We start from the raw sequence: 13,953 nt of genomic DNA, 5'->3' as shown, positions 1-13,953 counted from the left end.
TCGCCCCAGAGGGAGATGATCAGGCCGTTACAGTCGGATCATGGGGCTTGCGCACGGCCCGTACTACAGGTCGCAGCAATTCAGTCGGCGGTGTTTCGCAGCTGATTTTTTTGCCCAGCAAGGCTTCGATCGACGGCAACTGATAGGAGTCGTCTTCACCGGCAAAACTGATCGAGACGCCGCTGGCGCCCGCCCGGCCAGTACGGCCAATGCGGTGCACGTAGTCGTCCGGCACTTCGGGCAGGGTGAAGTTGATTACGTGACTGATACCGTCGATGTGAATCCCGCGTCCTGCCACATCGGTGGCCACCAGTACGCGGATCTTGCCTTCGCGGAAACCTTCGAGGGTCTTGATGCGTTTGTGCTGCGGCACGTCACCCGACAGTTGCGCGGCGTTGATGCCGTCACGCACCAGGCGTTCTTCGATGCGGCGCACTTCATCCTTGCGGTTGGCGAAGACGATGACCCGCTCCCAACCGTTGTCGTTCACCAGGTTGAACAGCAACTTGTACTTGTCTGCCCCGGCAACCGCGTAAACGTGTTGCTCCACCATGTCGCTGGCGACGTTGAGCGCTTCGATTTCGACAATGGCCGGGTCGGTGGTCCATTGCTTGGCCAGGTTCATCACGTCCTCGGTAAAGGTCGCAGAGAACAGCAGCGTCTGGCGCTCGGCTTTCGGTGGGGTCTGGCGAATGATCTGGCGGACTTGCGGGATAAAACCCATATCAAGCATGCGGTCGGCTTCGTCGAGCACCATGACTTCGACCATGTCCAGATGCACTTCGCCGCGCTGGTTGAAGTCCAGCAGACGGCCCGGGGTGGCTACCAGAATGTCGCAATGGCGGGCTTCGAGCTGTTTCAGCTGCTTGTCGAAGTCCATGCCGCCGACGAATGTCATGACATTGAGGTCGGTGTACTTGGTCAGGTCGGCTGCGTCTTTGGCGATTTGCACCACCAGCTCGCGGGTCGGCGCAATGATCAGTGCGCGCGGCTCGCCCATGTAGCGTTCTTTGGGCGGCGGGGTCTGGGTCAGCTGGCTGATGATCGAAATCAGGAACGCGGCAGTTTTGCCGGTACCGGTCTGGGCGCGACCGATGGCGTCACGGCCGCTGAGGGTATAGCCCAGTACGCCAGCCTGAATCGGGGTGCAGTACGGAAAACCCAGGTCTTGAATGGCGTGCATCAGCTCCGGGGCGAGCTTGAAGTCGTGAAAACGGACTTTGCCTTCTTGTGGCTCGACCACGAAGTCTTCGAGTTTCCAGGGAGTGACCGGCGGCTTGGGGGCCGCTTCACGCCGTGGTTTTGCAACTTTGGGTTGTTCGATCTGAACCGGTTCAGGAGCGGGCTGTACGTCGGGAGTGTCCACCGAGGCTTGAGCAGGGGCAGAGCGGCCAGGCTGTTGCGCGTCGGTGCGCGGGCTGGTGGTGCTCGAAGGTGTCACTGAAGCTGATGCGAGTGGCTCAGCCTCGCTTTTACCGAATATTTTTTTGAGTGCTTTGAGCACGGTCATCTCATCAGTTGGTTAAGGAGTGTACGCCGGGCAGTGTAATGCAAGTCGCGTGCTCGGCGTAGTGAACGACAGGATGTTTCGGTTTTAGCCCAGATGTTTGGCCAGCCAGGCACCGATGTCGCTGATCTCTTTGGGTAACACTTCATGACCCATTGGGTATTCCTGCCATGTTACGGCCACACCCGCAGCCTTCAATCGCTCATAGGCCGTGCGGCCCATGGCGTTTTGCACCACTTCGTCGTACTGGCCATGCAGGCACAGGGCCGGGATCCGTTGCTGACTGGCGGATAACGGCAGCACGTCAGTGAAGGTCGGGGCATAGGTGGAGAGGGCAAGTACGCCACCCAGTGCACCTTCATATCTCACATAGGCGGTGTGATAGACCACGGCGCCGCCCTGGGAAAATCCGGCGAGGAAAATCCGGCTGGCGTCTATTCCGGCCCTTTTCTGATCTTCGATCAAGCTGAGGACGGTTGCCGCGGACTCTTCCAGCTCTTCTTCGCTGATGGAACGCGCCGGGCTCATGGCCTTGATGTCGTACCAGCTGGGCATGGCATAACCGCCATTGATCGTCACCGCGCGGGTGGGGGCCTGGGGCAAAACAAAGCGGGTGGTCAATAACTTCTCTTGCAGCATCTCGGCCACCGGCATGAAGTCATAACGGTCGGCGCCCAGGCCGTGGAGCCAGATAACACAGGCATCTGCAGGCTTTTGGGGCTGGATAAACAGGGGTTCGGTCATGGCTGCTCCATCGTTGTGCGTGCGCGCGGCTTGGGTGCGCGGCAAAGGTGCGTGTTCGTCAGGAAATTACAGAAGATGTCGCCTGCTTGAACGTTTTATCAGCAAATGCGACCTGAAATGTTCAAGGCTTCAGAGTGGTACGCGCTTTGCTATGTGGACAGGGACGTTAATGCGTTCACCTTCGGCGGTAACACTAACAGGCTACTGCCGATGGAGGGACAGCAAAAGCCCGAGGTTGAAGTTAGACATGGAATTCAACAGCTCAAGGGAGCGCTTCGGTTCGAAGGCTGGTGCGATATACCCATCGCTCAAGGCTTATGCCGCGTGACCCAATAAAAAGCCGACACGGGTCAACATCGCCTCACAAGGGGGCGGCGGGTCTTGTTCAAACACAACAAAAGCAGTACTTGGAGGTTTGAATGAAGCAGTTGAAATCCACCCTGGCTTTGGCCACCGCAGCCATCGTGTTGAGCGTTAGCGGTTTTGCTCACGCAGGCGCGACGCTCGATGGCGTTAAAAAGAAGGGTTTTGTGCAGTGTGGCGTCAGCGATGGTTTGCCGGGTTTTTCGGTGCCTGACAAAGACGGCAAGATTCTGGGGATCGATGCCGACATCTGCCGTGCAGTGGCCGCCGCCGTGTTTGGCGATGCAACCAAGGTCAAGTTCAGCCAGTTGAACGCCAAGGAGCGTTTCACCGCGCTGCAATCGGGCGAAGTCGATGTGCTGTCGCGCAACACCACCTGGACCAGCTCCCGTGACGCGGGCATGGGCATGGTGTTTGCCGGGGTTACCTATTACGACGGCGTCGGCTTTCTGGTCAATAACAAGCTGGGGGTAAAAAGTGCCAAGGAACTGGACGGTGCAACCATTTGCATCCAGGCCGGTACTACCACTGAGCTCAACGTGTCGGATTACTTCCGGGCCAATAACCTGAAATACACTCCGATCACCTTCGACACCTCCGACGAAAGCGCCAAGTCGCTGGAAAGCGGGCGTTGCGACGTGCTGACCTCCGACAAGTCGCAGCTATATGCACAGCGCAGCAAGCTGGCGAACCCGAATGACTACGTGGTGTTGCCGGAAACCATCTCCAAGGAGCCCCTGGGCCCTGTGGTTCGCAAGGGTGACGAGGACTGGTTCAGCATCGTCAAGTGGACCCTGTTCGCCATGCTCAACGCTGAAGAAGCCGGCATCACCTCGAAAAACGTCCTGGCTGAAGCCAAATCCACCAAGAACCCCGATGTTGCCCGCTTGCTGGGTGCTGACGGCGAATATGGCAAAGACCTGAAACTGCCAAAAGACTGGGTGGTGCAGATCGTCAGCCAGGTCGGCAACTACGGCGAAGTGTTTGAGAAAAACCTCGGCAAAAGCACTCCTCTGGCCATCGACCGCGGGCTGAATGCCTTGTGGAACAACGGCGGCATCCAATACGCACCACCTGTGCGCTGATGGACCTGTCACCCGGTGGGCCAACCACCGGGTGACGTTCTGATCCATTTTTTCAGGGGCACTTCATGCAGACTAAAGTCGGCGCACCCAAGCCGAGGCTCAGCCTCAGCGATCCACGTGTGCGTGCGTGGTTATTTCAGATCATCACCGTCGCGTTGGTGGTCTTCATGGGCTGGTATCTGTTCAACAATACCCAGACCAACTTGCAACACCGGGGTATCACTTCGGGTTTTGACTTTCTTGAGCGCAGTGCCGGGTTTGGTATTGCGCAGCATCTGATTGATTACACCGAGTCGGACAGTTATGCCCGGGTGTTCGTGATCGGCCTGCTGAACACGCTGCTGGTGTCGGTAATAGGTGTGATCCTGGCGACCATCCTCGGCTTTATCATCGGTATTGCCAGGTTGTCTCCCAACTGGATGATCAACAAGCTGGCGACGGTTTACGTCGAGGTGTTCCGCAATATCCCGCCTTTGCTGCAAATCCTGTTCTGGTACTTCGCGGTCTTCCTGACCATGCCGGGGCCACGTAACAGCCATAACTTTGCTGACACTTTCTATATGAGCAGCCGTGGCCTGAACATGCCTGCGGCCATTGGCACCGACGGGTTCTGGCCGTTTGTGGTCAGCGTGCTGCTGGCGATTTTGGCAGTGGTGCTTATGGCACGCTGGGCCAACAAGCGGTTTGAAGCGACCGGTGTGCCGTTCCACAAGTTCTGGGCCGGGCTGGGCCTGCTGCTGGTGATCCCGGGGTTGTGCATGCTGATCTTTGGCTCGCCGGTGCACTGGGAAATGCCGCAGCTCAAGGGCTTCAACTTTGTCGGTGGCTGGGTGCTGATTCCGGAGCTGCTAGCGCTGACCATCGCGTTGACTGTTTACACGGCGGCGTTCATTGCCGAAATCGTGCGCTCGGGGATCAAGTCGGTCAGCCATGGCCAGACCGAAGCGGCGCGCTCGCTGGGCCTGCGCCCCGGGCCGACGCTGCGTAAGGTGATCATTCCCCAGGCGCTGCGGGTAATCATCCCGCCGCTCACCAGCCAATACCTCAACCTGGTGAAAAACTCGTCGCTGGCGGCAGGTATCGGTTATCCGGAAATGGTTTCACTGTTTGCCGGTACGGTGCTTAACCAGACCGGGCAAGCGATTGAAGTCATCGCCATCACCATGAGCGTTTACCTGGCCATCAGCATCAGTATTTCGCTGCTGATGAATTGGTACAACACGCGCATTGCGCTGATCGAGCGATGAGGACGGGACTATGACAACTCATGTTTTCAAACCCGACATGCCGCCGCCGGGTAACCGCATCGGCATCGTCGCCTGGGCCCGGGCCAATCTGTTTTCCAGTTGGCTCAACACCTTGCTTACGCTGTTTGCCTTTTACCTGATCTGGTTGATCGTGCCGCCGCTCCTGAGCTGGGCGATCTTTGACGCCAATTGGGTGGGCACGACCCGGGCCGACTGCACCAAGGACGGCGCCTGCTGGGTCTTCATTCAGCAGCGCTTCGGCCAGTTCATGTACGGCTATTACCCCCGCGACCTGCGCTGGAGGGTCGATCTGACGGTGTGGTTGGCCGTGATCGGTGTGGCGCCGTTGTTTATCTCGCGCTTCAAGCACAAGGCGATCTACGGCCTGGGCTTTTTGGTGCTGTACCCGGTGCTGGCTTACAGCCTGCTGCATGGCGGTTACTGGGGGCTGAGCAACGTGGCCACCAGCCAGTGGGGCGGCCTGATGCTGACCCTGGTAATTGCCACGGTCGGCATCGCGGGTGCTTTGCCGCTGGGGATTTTGCTGGCGCTGGGAAGACGCTCGGACATGCCGGCCATTCGCGTGGTGTGCGTGACGTTCATCGAGTTCTGGCGCGGCGTGCCATTGATCACCGTGCTGTTCATGTCTTCAGTGATGTTGCCGCTGTTTCTGCCCGAAGGCATGAACTTCGACAAACTGCTGCGGGCCTTGATTGGCGTGATCCTGTTCCAGTCGGCCTATGTCGCGGAAGTGGTGCGTGGTGGTTTGCAGGCCATTCCCAAGGGGCAATACGAAGCCGCCGCCGCGATGGGGCTGGGTTACTGGCGCAGCATGGGGCTGGTCATTCTGCCCCAGGCCTTGAAGCTGGTGATCCCCGGCATCGTCAACACCTTTATCGCCCTGTTCAAGGACACCAGCCTGGTGATCATCATCGGTCTGTTCGACCTGCTCAACAGCGTCAAACAGGCTGCTGCCGACCCGACCTGGCTGGGTATGGCCACCGAAGGCTATGTGTTTGCGGCGTTGGTGTTCTGGATTTTCTGTTTTGGTATGTCCCGCTACTCCATGCATCTGGAGCGCAAGCTGGACACTGGCCACAAGCGTTAGGTAGGAGTGCGACATGAGTGAAGCAATCAAGAAACCTGCGAGCCCTGAAGGCATTATTCAAATGCAGGGCGTCAATAAATGGTACGGCCAGTTCCACGTGCTCAAGGACATCAACCTTAACGTGCAACCCGGGGAGCGGATTGTATTGTGCGGGCCTTCCGGTTCCGGCAAATCGACCACTATCCGTTGCCTGAACCGCCTCGAAGAGCACCAGCAAGGGCGCATCGTGGTTGATGGGGTTGAGCTGACCAACGATATCAAGCAGATCGAAACGGTGCGCCGTGAGGTTGGCATGGTGTTTCAGCACTTCAACTTGTTCCCGCACCTGACCATCCTGCAGAACTGCACGCTGGCGCCGATGTGGGTGCGCAAGATGCCCAAGCGCCAGGCCGAAGAGATCGCCATGCATTATCTGGAGCGGGTACGGATTCCGGAGCAGGCGCACAAGTTTCCGGGGCAGTTGTCCGGTGGTCAGCAGCAGCGGGTAGCGATTGCCCGGGCGTTGTGCATGAAGCCTAAAATCATGTTGTTCGATGAGCCGACTTCAGCCCTCGATCCGGAGATGGTCAAGGAGGTGCTGGATACCATGATCGGCCTGGCCGAAGACGGCATGACCATGCTCTGCGTGACCCATGAAATGGGCTTTGCCCGTACCGTGGCTAACCGCGTGATCTTTATGGACAAGGGTGAAATCGTCGAGCAGGCAGCTCCGAACGACTTCTTCGACAACCCGCAAAATGACCGGACCAAATTGTTCCTGAATCAGATTCTGCATTAACCGCACCCCCCTGTAGGAGCGAGCTTGCTCGCGAGCTCTTCCGCGCCCCGGTAAACAGCTCGCTCCTACAGTTTTGTTGCGTCAGGCATCCCCCGTCTCCCGCAGAAAATGACCGGACCAAAATGTTCCTGAATCAGATTCTGCATTAACCGCACCCCTCCCCGTAGGAGCAAGCTTGCTCGCGAGTTTTTCCGCTCCCCGCCAAGGCTTTTGCAGACCTTTTAGCCCGTGGTCGATTGCCCTTGCGCAGGGGGCTGACTACCATGTTGGGCAACTCATCAGAGGACTGTGCTGACAGGCGTACCGCATGTCAGACACTTCCCGCTATCAAGTCATGGCGCTCTGCCGGACTTCTTGACTGCCCAACACCGGAGATCCCATGCCGCGCAATGCCTCGCCATCGATAAACAATACCGAACCGGTGCGTCATCTGGATGATCTGGAGGAGTTGCTGATCGATGCCGAAGCCGACGACGAGCAAGTACAGCAAGCACCAGTGGCGGTGTTACGTCCCTGGCTGCTGCTGTTGGGTCTGGTGCTGGTGGCGTTGAACCTGCGTCCGGCGTTGTCGAGCATGGCGCCTTTGCTCTCACAAGTGTCTACCAGCCTGGGCCTGTCTGCTGCCCAGGCGGGCTTGTTGACCACCTTGCCAGTGCTTTGTCTGGGTGTGTTTGCGCCTCTGGCGCCGATTCTGGCCCGGCGCTTCGGTACTGAGCGGGTGGTGCTGGGTATTTTGCTGACGCTGGGCGGCGGGATTGTCCTGCGCAGCTACCTGGGGGAAGTCGGCCTGTTTGCCGGAAGTATTCTGGCGGGCGCCAGTATCGGTGTGATCGGTGTGTTGTTGCCCGGCATCATCAAGCGCGATTTTGCCGGACATGCCGGGACGATAATGGGGGTCTACACCATGGCCTTGTGCCTGGGGGCTGCCCTGGCGGCGGGTGCAACCGTGCCGTTGAGCAATTATCTGAACGACAGCTGGGCGCTGGGGCTGGGATTTTGGGCGTTACCTGCGCTGGTGGCGGCCATTTTCTGGCTGCCCCAGGCCGGCAAGCGCCAGGGGGCGCACAAGGTGGCCTATCGGGTGAGTGGCCTGATACGTGACCCGCTGGCCTGGCAAGTGACGCTGTACATGGGTTTGCAGTCTTCTCTGTCCTACATCGTTTTTGGCTGGCTGCCTTCGATTCTGATGGGCCGTGGCCTGACCCCGACCCAGGCCGGGCTGGTGATGTCGGGTTCAGTCATTGTGCAACTGATCACGGCGCTGAGCGCTCCCTGGCTGGCGACGCGGGGCAAGGACCAGCGCCTGGCAATCGTATTGATGATGAGCATGACCCTGGCTGGCCTGTTTGGCTGTCTGTATGCACCGCTGGATGGCTTGTGGGGCTGGGCGATTGTGCTGGGTCTGGGGCAGGGCGGTGCATTCAGCCTGGCGTTGACCTTGATCGTGCTGCGCTCGCGCGATGCCCATGTGGCGGCCAATCTGTCGGGCATGGCCCAGGGGATCGGCTATACGGTGGCATCCATGGGGCCGTTGGCGGTGGGTGTGGTGCATGAAATGACCGGTGGCTGGAGTGCCGTGGGCTGGATTTTCGGGGTGATCGGCATCATCGCCATCGCCGCCGGGCTCGGGGCAGGGCGGGCGCTGTATGTGAATGCGCTGAGTGAAAAGATTTGAAGCCATAGTGTTTCGGCTCCTTGCAGATTATCTTTTGTAGACCCCTGAACCCCGCGGATCCTGCCATGAGCCAAGACCACCAAGCGTTGATTACTCGCTTCTATCAAGCTTTCCAGCGGCTGGATGCTGAGGCAATTAGTGCCTGTTACACCGAAGATGTATTGTTCAGCGACCCGGTGTTTGGTGAGTTGCGCGGTCGTCGTGCCAGCGATATGTGGCGCATGCTGACCTCGCGGGCCAAGGATTTCAGCCTGACCTTCGATCAGGTGCAGGCAGATGCCCAACGTGGCAGTGCGCATTGGGTAGCCACTTATAGGTTTATCCCGACCGGGTTTACCGTTATCAACGATATTCAGGCGCGCTTTGTGTTTCGCGACGGAAAAATCTGCGAGCACCACGATCAGTTCGACCTGTGGCGCTGGTCGCGTCAGGCGCTGGGTACCAAGGGTTTGTTGCTGGGCTGGACGCCACTGGTGAAAAATGCCATTCGGGCTCAGGCGCGCAAAGGGCTCGAAGCCTTTGAGGCCAGTCGTTGAAGGTGAGTTCCAGACCCTGGTTTGTGTACCTGGTGCGGGCTGCTAACGGCTCGCTGTATTGCGGGATCAGTGATGATCCGGTGCGTCGTTTTGCCAAACATCAAAGTGGCAAGGGCGCGCGTTTTTTTGCTTCAAGCCCTGCCGTTGCCCTGGTCTATACCGAGTCCTGGCCCGATAAAGGTGAAGCGCTGCGTCAGGAACGACTGATCAAAAAGCTCAAAAAGAGTGCCAAGGAATGCCTGGTGCATAGCCAGGCAGGGCAGTTTGATTAAGTGCGTTATGCTGCTGGCTTACTCTTTTGCGGCGGATAACTGAATGTCAGATTTGATTCTTCATCACTACGCGGCTTCCCCTTTCGCACAAAAGGCCCGCCTTCTACTGGGCTTCAAAGGGCTGTCCTGGCATTCGGTACATGTCCCGCCCATGATGCCCAAACCCGATCTGACGGCGCTGAGCGGTGGCTATCGCAAGACTCCGGTATTGCAGGTGGGGGCGGATGTCTACTGCGACACGGCTTTGATTGCGCGCCGGCTGGAGCAGGAGAAATCGATCCCCGCCTTGTTTCCTCTCGGTCAGGAAATGGTGGTCAGTGCCTTTGCTGCGTGGGCTGACTCGGTGGTGTTTCAACATGCGGTGAGCCTGGTGTTCCAGCCGGAGTCTGCCGCGGTACGGTTTGCCAAAATGCCCCCGGACATGCTCAAGGCGTTCGTGGCCGATCGCGCGGCATTGTTCAGCGGTGGCAGCGCCACCCGCATTCCCGCCGAACAGGCGGTATTGCAATGGCCGGTGATCATGGGCCGGCTCGAGCAGCAGTTGCAACACGAGCAGGGCGACTACCTGTTCGGTGAGCCCTCGATTGCCGACTTCGCGCTGGCGCACTCGCTGTGGTTCCTTAAAGCCACGCCGGTGACTGCACCTCTGGTTGATGCTTATCCGGCCGTTGCGGCCTGGTTGCAGCGAGTTCTGGACTTCGGCCAGGGCACACCGATTGAAATCACCGCCGAGCAGGCGCTGGCGATTGCCAAAGGCGTTGAGCCGGTTGCCTTGCCTGAGTTCGATTCGGCTTTTGGCTTCAGCAAGGGCCAGCGGGTTACGGTTGCGGCAACCGACTACGGGGTTGACCCGGTAGCGGGCGAGCTGGTCCATATCGGCGCAGAAGAGCTGGTAGTGCGTCGCGAAGACCCACGAACCGGAGTGGTGCATGTGCACTTTCCGCGGATCGGGTTTCGGATTGAGGCGGTGGGTCAATAAGCACGGGGCGCTTGAATCGCTGGCAAGCCAGCTCCCACAAAAGCAGCAGTGGTAATCGGTTTGCCTGGATTGCATCGCTGGCAAGCCAGCTCCCACAAAAGTAGCAGTGGTAATCGGTTTGCCTGGATTGCATCGCTGGCAAGCCAGCTCCCACAAAAGCAGCAGTGGTAATCGGTTTGCCTGGATTGCATCGCTGGCAAGCCAGCTCCCACAAAAACAGTAGTGGTAATCGGTTTGCCTGGATTGCATCGCTGGCAAGCCAGCTCCCACAAAAGTAGCAGTGGTAATCGGTTTGCCTGAATTGCATCGCTGGCTTGCCAGCGATTAGATTCGGGAAATTACGGTTTTGCTGAGCAGCAGGGTTATTTCAACGCGGCCATTATCGCATCCGGGTTGAAGTCCCTGAGCAGTGTGCCGTTCACGTCCAGAATCGGAATTCCACGTCCGCCCAGTGCCTCATAGGCCTGGCGGGCGGCGGCATCCTTGTCTATATCAAACTCTTGATACGGGATGCCTTTCTGATCCAGAAAGCGCCGGGTGGCCTTGCAGTAGCCACACCACTCGGTGGAGTACAGCACCACCCGGGCACTGGCCCGGGTTTGCTCGGGCACCGCCGCCGAGGGGGCAAGCACTCGCTCGATCTTGCCCCAGTTCTGAAAGATGACCACCACCACCAGAACAAACAGGACCTTCTTCAAGATGCCGTTGAGCATTACTTGTTGCGCTTGAGCTGGTCGAGCAATTGGGTGGGCAGGCCTTTGATGACCAGGGTTCCGGCTTCTTCGTCGAATTCGATCTTGGAGCCCAGCAGATGGGCCTCAAAGCTGATGGACAGGCCCTCGGCACGTCCGGTGAAGCGCCGGAACTGGTTCAGGGTGCGTTTATCTGCCGGGATCTCCGGGGACAGACCGTAGTCCTTGTTGCGGATATGGTCGTAGAAGGCTTTCGGGCGCTCTTCGTCGATCAGTTCGGACAACTCGACCAGGCCCATGGGTTCACCGATCTTGGCCTGGCTGCTGGCGTAATCCACCAGAGTCTTGGTTTTTTCCCGGGCCGACTCTTCAGGCAGGTCTTCGCTTTCGACGAAGTCGCTGAACGCCTTGAGCAGGGTGCGGGTTTCGCCGGGGCCGTCGACGCCTTCCTGACAGCCGATAAAGTCGCGGAAATACTCCGAGACTTTCTTGCCGTTCTTGCCCTTGATAAACGATATGTACTGCTTGGACTGCTTGTTGTTCTGCCACTCGGAAATATTGATCCGTGCGGCCAGATGCAACTGGCCCAGATCCAGATGCCGCGAAGGGGTGACGTCCAGTTCCGAGTTCACCGCCACGCCGTCGCTGTGGTGCAGCAGGGCGATAGCCAGGTAGTCAGTCATGCCTTGCTGGTAGTGGGCGAACAGCACGTGGCCACCCACCGACAGGTTGGATTCTTCCATCAGCTTTTGCAGGTGCTCCACAGCCACGCGGCTGAAGGCGGTGAAGTCCGTGCCGCCTTCCAGGTATTCCTTGAGCCAGCCACTGAACGGGTGGGCTCCGGACTCGGCGTGGAAAAAGCCCCAGGCTTTGCCTTGCTTGGCGTTATAGCTCTCGTTGAGGTCCGCGAGCATGTTCTCGATGGCTTGGGACTCGGCCAGTTCAGAGTCGCGAGCGTGGAGAACAGCGGGCGTACCGTCGGGTTTTTTCTCAATTAAATGGACGATGCAATGACGGATCGGCATGGGTTTCTCGGCGAGTAATGAGAGGACAGGGTGCGCACCCCGCAAAGGCGTCAAGTGTACCCCACCTGAGCGCCGGGTCGGGGTTTGGGGCGCTTGAGACGGGTGTTGACGGTTTTTTTACGGTTTTAAGCCTATAAAGCTGACCAAATGGCTAGGTAGAGGCGGATATTTCGCTGTCTCTGTGCTAGTTTTGCCCGGTCTTGCGCTCGGAAACGGCGCAATGCATGCATTCAGCATGTGTCAGGTCGAACCAAACCCCGTTTTAGCTATCTACATCCGCGATTCGTCGTGAAAGCTGGCGGGTGTGCCAGACCCTTGAGATCTGGCTCGATGGCTGACATTGCACTCTGCAAACCAAATGAATTTGATAGGGAAGGAACATCTCAATGGCTATTACTAAAGACCAACTGATTGCCGATATCGCTGAAGCTATCGACGCGCCAAAAACTACCGCGCGTAACGCTCTGGACCAACTGGCCCAGATCGTTGCTGATCAATTGGAAAATGGCGGCGAAATCACTCTGCCAGGTATTGGCAAACTGAAAGTGACCGAGCGTCCTGCCCGCACTGGCCGTAACCCTTCGACTGGCGCTGCCATCGAAATCGCCGCCAAAAAAGTTATCAAGCTCGTTGTGGCCAAAGGCCTGACTGACGCTGTTAACAAGTAAGACTGTTTTAAAAAAGCCGCGCTTCGAATCACTTCGAAGCGCGGCTTTTTTTTGGGCGCAAACCCTGAAAACACCGTCTTCCCTTGTAGGAGCGAGCTTGTCTCGCGATCTTTTGATTTTGTAAAAGATCGCGAGACAAGCTCGCTCCTGCGGGGTTACAGGGTGCTTACTTCCAGTTCTTTTCGCGCCACATTTGCTGCTGGTCCTTGTCATGGAACGTCCAGGCTACAAAGCGGCTCTGCTTGTTACCCTGGGACATGTCGACGACCTGGCTTTCACGGGCACCGGCTTTTTTCAGCGCGGTCTGGATTGCCGGCAGGTTGGACGCCTTGGACACCAGTACGCTGAACCACAGGATCTGACGGGCCACATGCACGCTTTCGCGGATCAGTTGGGTCACAAAGCGCTGCTCGCCGCCTTCACACCACAATTCGGCCGCCTGGCCACCAAAGTTCAGAACCGGCAGCTTGCGCTTGGGATCTGCCTTGCCCAGTGCGCGCCATTTACGCTCACTGCCGCGTGTAGCTTCGTCCAGGGAGGCGTGGAACGGCGGGTTGCACATGGTCAGGTCGAAACGCTCAGTGCTCTCCAGCAGGTCCAGCAGGATCTTCTGCGGGTTAGGTTGCAGGCGCAGGCTGATGGCTTTGTTAAGACCGTTGGACTGTACAATCGCCTTGGCCGCTTTGACTGCAGTCGGATCGACTTCAGTACCCAGGAACTGCCAGCGGTACTCGCTATGGCCGATCAGCGGGTAGACGCAGTTGGCGCCCATGCCGATGTCCAGCACGCGAACGTTCTGCCCGCGGGGGATTTCGCCGTCGTTCATGCTGGCCAGCAGGTCGGCCAGGAAGTGCACGTAGTCGGCGCGTCCCGGCACCGGCGGGCACAGGTAGTCGGCCGGGATGTCCCAGTGGGCAATGCCGTAGAACGCCTTGAGCAGGGCGCGGTTGAACACGCGTACCGCGGTCGGGTTGGCAAAGTCGATGCTCTCTTTGCCGTACGGGTTGATGATGACGAATTCGGCCAGTTCAGGGCAGACCGAAATCAGTTGCGGGAAGTCGTAACGGCCCTGGTGACGGTTGCGCGGGTGCAGGCTGGGCTTGACGCGCGGCTCGGCCGGTTTGGCCTCGGCAGCGGACTTGGGCTTGTGGCGTGTGGCTTTGGAAGTGCGTGGGGTCGTCATGTTCAATTCATTCCACAAAAGCAATCGCGGGCAAGGCCGCCCCAGCAGGGTTGAACCCTGCGGGAGCGGCCTTGCCCGCGATCAGGTGCGC

Annotated in this window: 14 protein-coding genes; 9 read left to right on the top strand and 5 right to left on the bottom strand. The window is 58.5% G+C overall.

Features of this window, described 5'->3' with window-relative positions; translation table 11 throughout:
- Window positions 1–19 precede the first annotated feature (19 nt).
- Together rhlB and WG29040_RS09080 are read right to left on the bottom strand one after the other, a co-directional pair.
- On the bottom strand, window positions 20–1,510 hold the full coding sequence (gene rhlB / locus WG29040_RS09085) for an ATP-dependent RNA helicase RhlB (protein ID WP_003440111.1): 1,491 nt from the start codon (window positions 1,508–1,510) through the stop codon (window positions 20–22).
- Between the two features lie 84 nt (window positions 1,511–1,594).
- Window positions 1,595–2,251, bottom strand: coding sequence for an alpha/beta hydrolase (locus WG29040_RS09080; protein ID WP_003440112.1), 657 nt, complete (start codon window positions 2,249–2,251; stop codon window positions 1,595–1,597).
- Window positions 2,252–2,670: 419 nt separating this feature from the next.
- On the opposite strand from WG29040_RS09080, the gene WG29040_RS09070 reads away from it, so the two are divergent.
- The 8 genes from WG29040_RS09070 to WG29040_RS09035 all read left to right on the top strand — a co-directional run bounded on the left by WG29040_RS09070 (window position 2,671) and on the right by WG29040_RS09035 (window position 10,294).
- Complete coding sequence (locus WG29040_RS09070) at window positions 2,671–3,699, top strand: amino acid ABC transporter substrate-binding protein (RefSeq protein ID WP_003440115.1); 1,029 nt, start codon at window positions 2,671–2,673, stop codon at window positions 3,697–3,699.
- A gap of 65 nt (window positions 3,700–3,764) precedes the next feature.
- Window positions 3,765–4,946 (top strand): amino acid ABC transporter permease, encoded by a 1,182-nt coding sequence (locus tag WG29040_RS09065; RefSeq protein ID WP_127196035.1) that lies wholly within the window; start codon window positions 3,765–3,767, stop codon window positions 4,944–4,946.
- Window positions 4,947–4,956: 10 nt separating this feature from the next.
- Window positions 4,957–6,054, top strand: a complete 1,098-nt coding sequence (locus WG29040_RS09060; protein ID WP_003440119.1) for an amino acid ABC transporter permease — start codon at window positions 4,957–4,959, stop codon at window positions 6,052–6,054.
- 13 nt (window positions 6,055–6,067) lie between these two features.
- On the top strand, window positions 6,068–6,832 hold the full coding sequence (locus WG29040_RS09055) for an amino acid ABC transporter ATP-binding protein (protein WP_019412133.1): 765 nt from the start codon (window positions 6,068–6,070) through the stop codon (window positions 6,830–6,832).
- Window positions 6,833–7,211: 379 nt separating this feature from the next.
- Window positions 7,212–8,507 carry a CynX/NimT family MFS transporter gene (locus tag WG29040_RS09050; protein ID WP_127196034.1) on the top strand — a complete coding sequence of 432 codons (1,296 nt, stop codon included), beginning with the start codon at window positions 7,212–7,214 and terminating at the stop codon, window positions 8,505–8,507.
- Between the two features lie 65 nt (window positions 8,508–8,572).
- Complete coding sequence (locus WG29040_RS09045) at window positions 8,573–9,043, top strand: nuclear transport factor 2 family protein (RefSeq protein ID WP_127196033.1); 471 nt, start codon at window positions 8,573–8,575, stop codon at window positions 9,041–9,043.
- Window positions 9,040–9,315 carry a GIY-YIG nuclease family protein gene (locus WG29040_RS09040; RefSeq protein ID WP_127196032.1) on the top strand — a complete coding sequence of 92 codons (276 nt, stop codon included), beginning with the start codon at window positions 9,040–9,042 and terminating at the stop codon, window positions 9,313–9,315. The genes WG29040_RS09045 and WG29040_RS09040 overlap by 4 nt, the downstream gene beginning before the upstream one ends.
- A 43-nt stretch (window positions 9,316–9,358) precedes the next feature.
- Window positions 9,359–10,294: a glutathione S-transferase family protein gene (locus WG29040_RS09035; protein ID WP_010655995.1), complete on the top strand. Its 936-nt coding sequence runs from the start codon at window positions 9,359–9,361 to the stop codon at window positions 10,292–10,294.
- Between the two features lie 362 nt (window positions 10,295–10,656).
- Here the strand turns inward: WG29040_RS09035 and WG29040_RS09030 are convergent, their stop codons facing one another.
- Both WG29040_RS09030 and yejK read right to left on the bottom strand, forming a co-directional pair.
- Window positions 10,657–11,007 (bottom strand): glutaredoxin family protein, encoded by a 351-nt coding sequence (locus WG29040_RS09030; RefSeq protein ID WP_127196031.1) that lies wholly within the window; start codon window positions 11,005–11,007, stop codon window positions 10,657–10,659.
- Window positions 11,007–12,011, bottom strand: coding sequence for a nucleoid-associated protein YejK (yejK, locus tag WG29040_RS09025; RefSeq protein ID WP_003440136.1), 1,005 nt, complete (start codon window positions 12,009–12,011; stop codon window positions 11,007–11,009). The genes WG29040_RS09030 and yejK overlap by 1 nt, the downstream gene beginning before the upstream one ends.
- Window positions 12,012–12,397: 386 nt before the next feature.
- Between yejK and WG29040_RS09020 the strand changes: the two genes are divergently transcribed.
- Entirely contained in the window at window positions 12,398–12,679 is a 282-nt protein-coding gene (locus WG29040_RS09020; RefSeq protein WP_003440137.1) for an HU family DNA-binding protein, read from the top strand.
- A 166-nt stretch (window positions 12,680–12,845) separates the two neighbouring features.
- On the opposite strand, the gene rlmF is transcribed toward WG29040_RS09020, so the two are convergent.
- Window positions 12,846–13,862, bottom strand: coding sequence for a 23S rRNA (adenine(1618)-N(6))-methyltransferase RlmF (gene rlmF, locus WG29040_RS09015; protein WP_003440138.1), 1,017 nt, complete (start codon window positions 13,860–13,862; stop codon window positions 12,846–12,848).
- Window positions 13,863–13,953 lie beyond the last annotated feature (91 nt).

Source organism: Pseudomonas sp. PAMC 29040 (genome assembly GCF_003994535.1).
GTDB classification, from domain to species: domain Bacteria; phylum Pseudomonadota; class Gammaproteobacteria; order Pseudomonadales; family Pseudomonadaceae; genus Aquipseudomonas; species Aquipseudomonas paraversuta.
The sequence above is the reverse complement of the archived record's forward strand: the minus strand, read 5'-3'. Positions and strand labels throughout refer to the sequence as shown.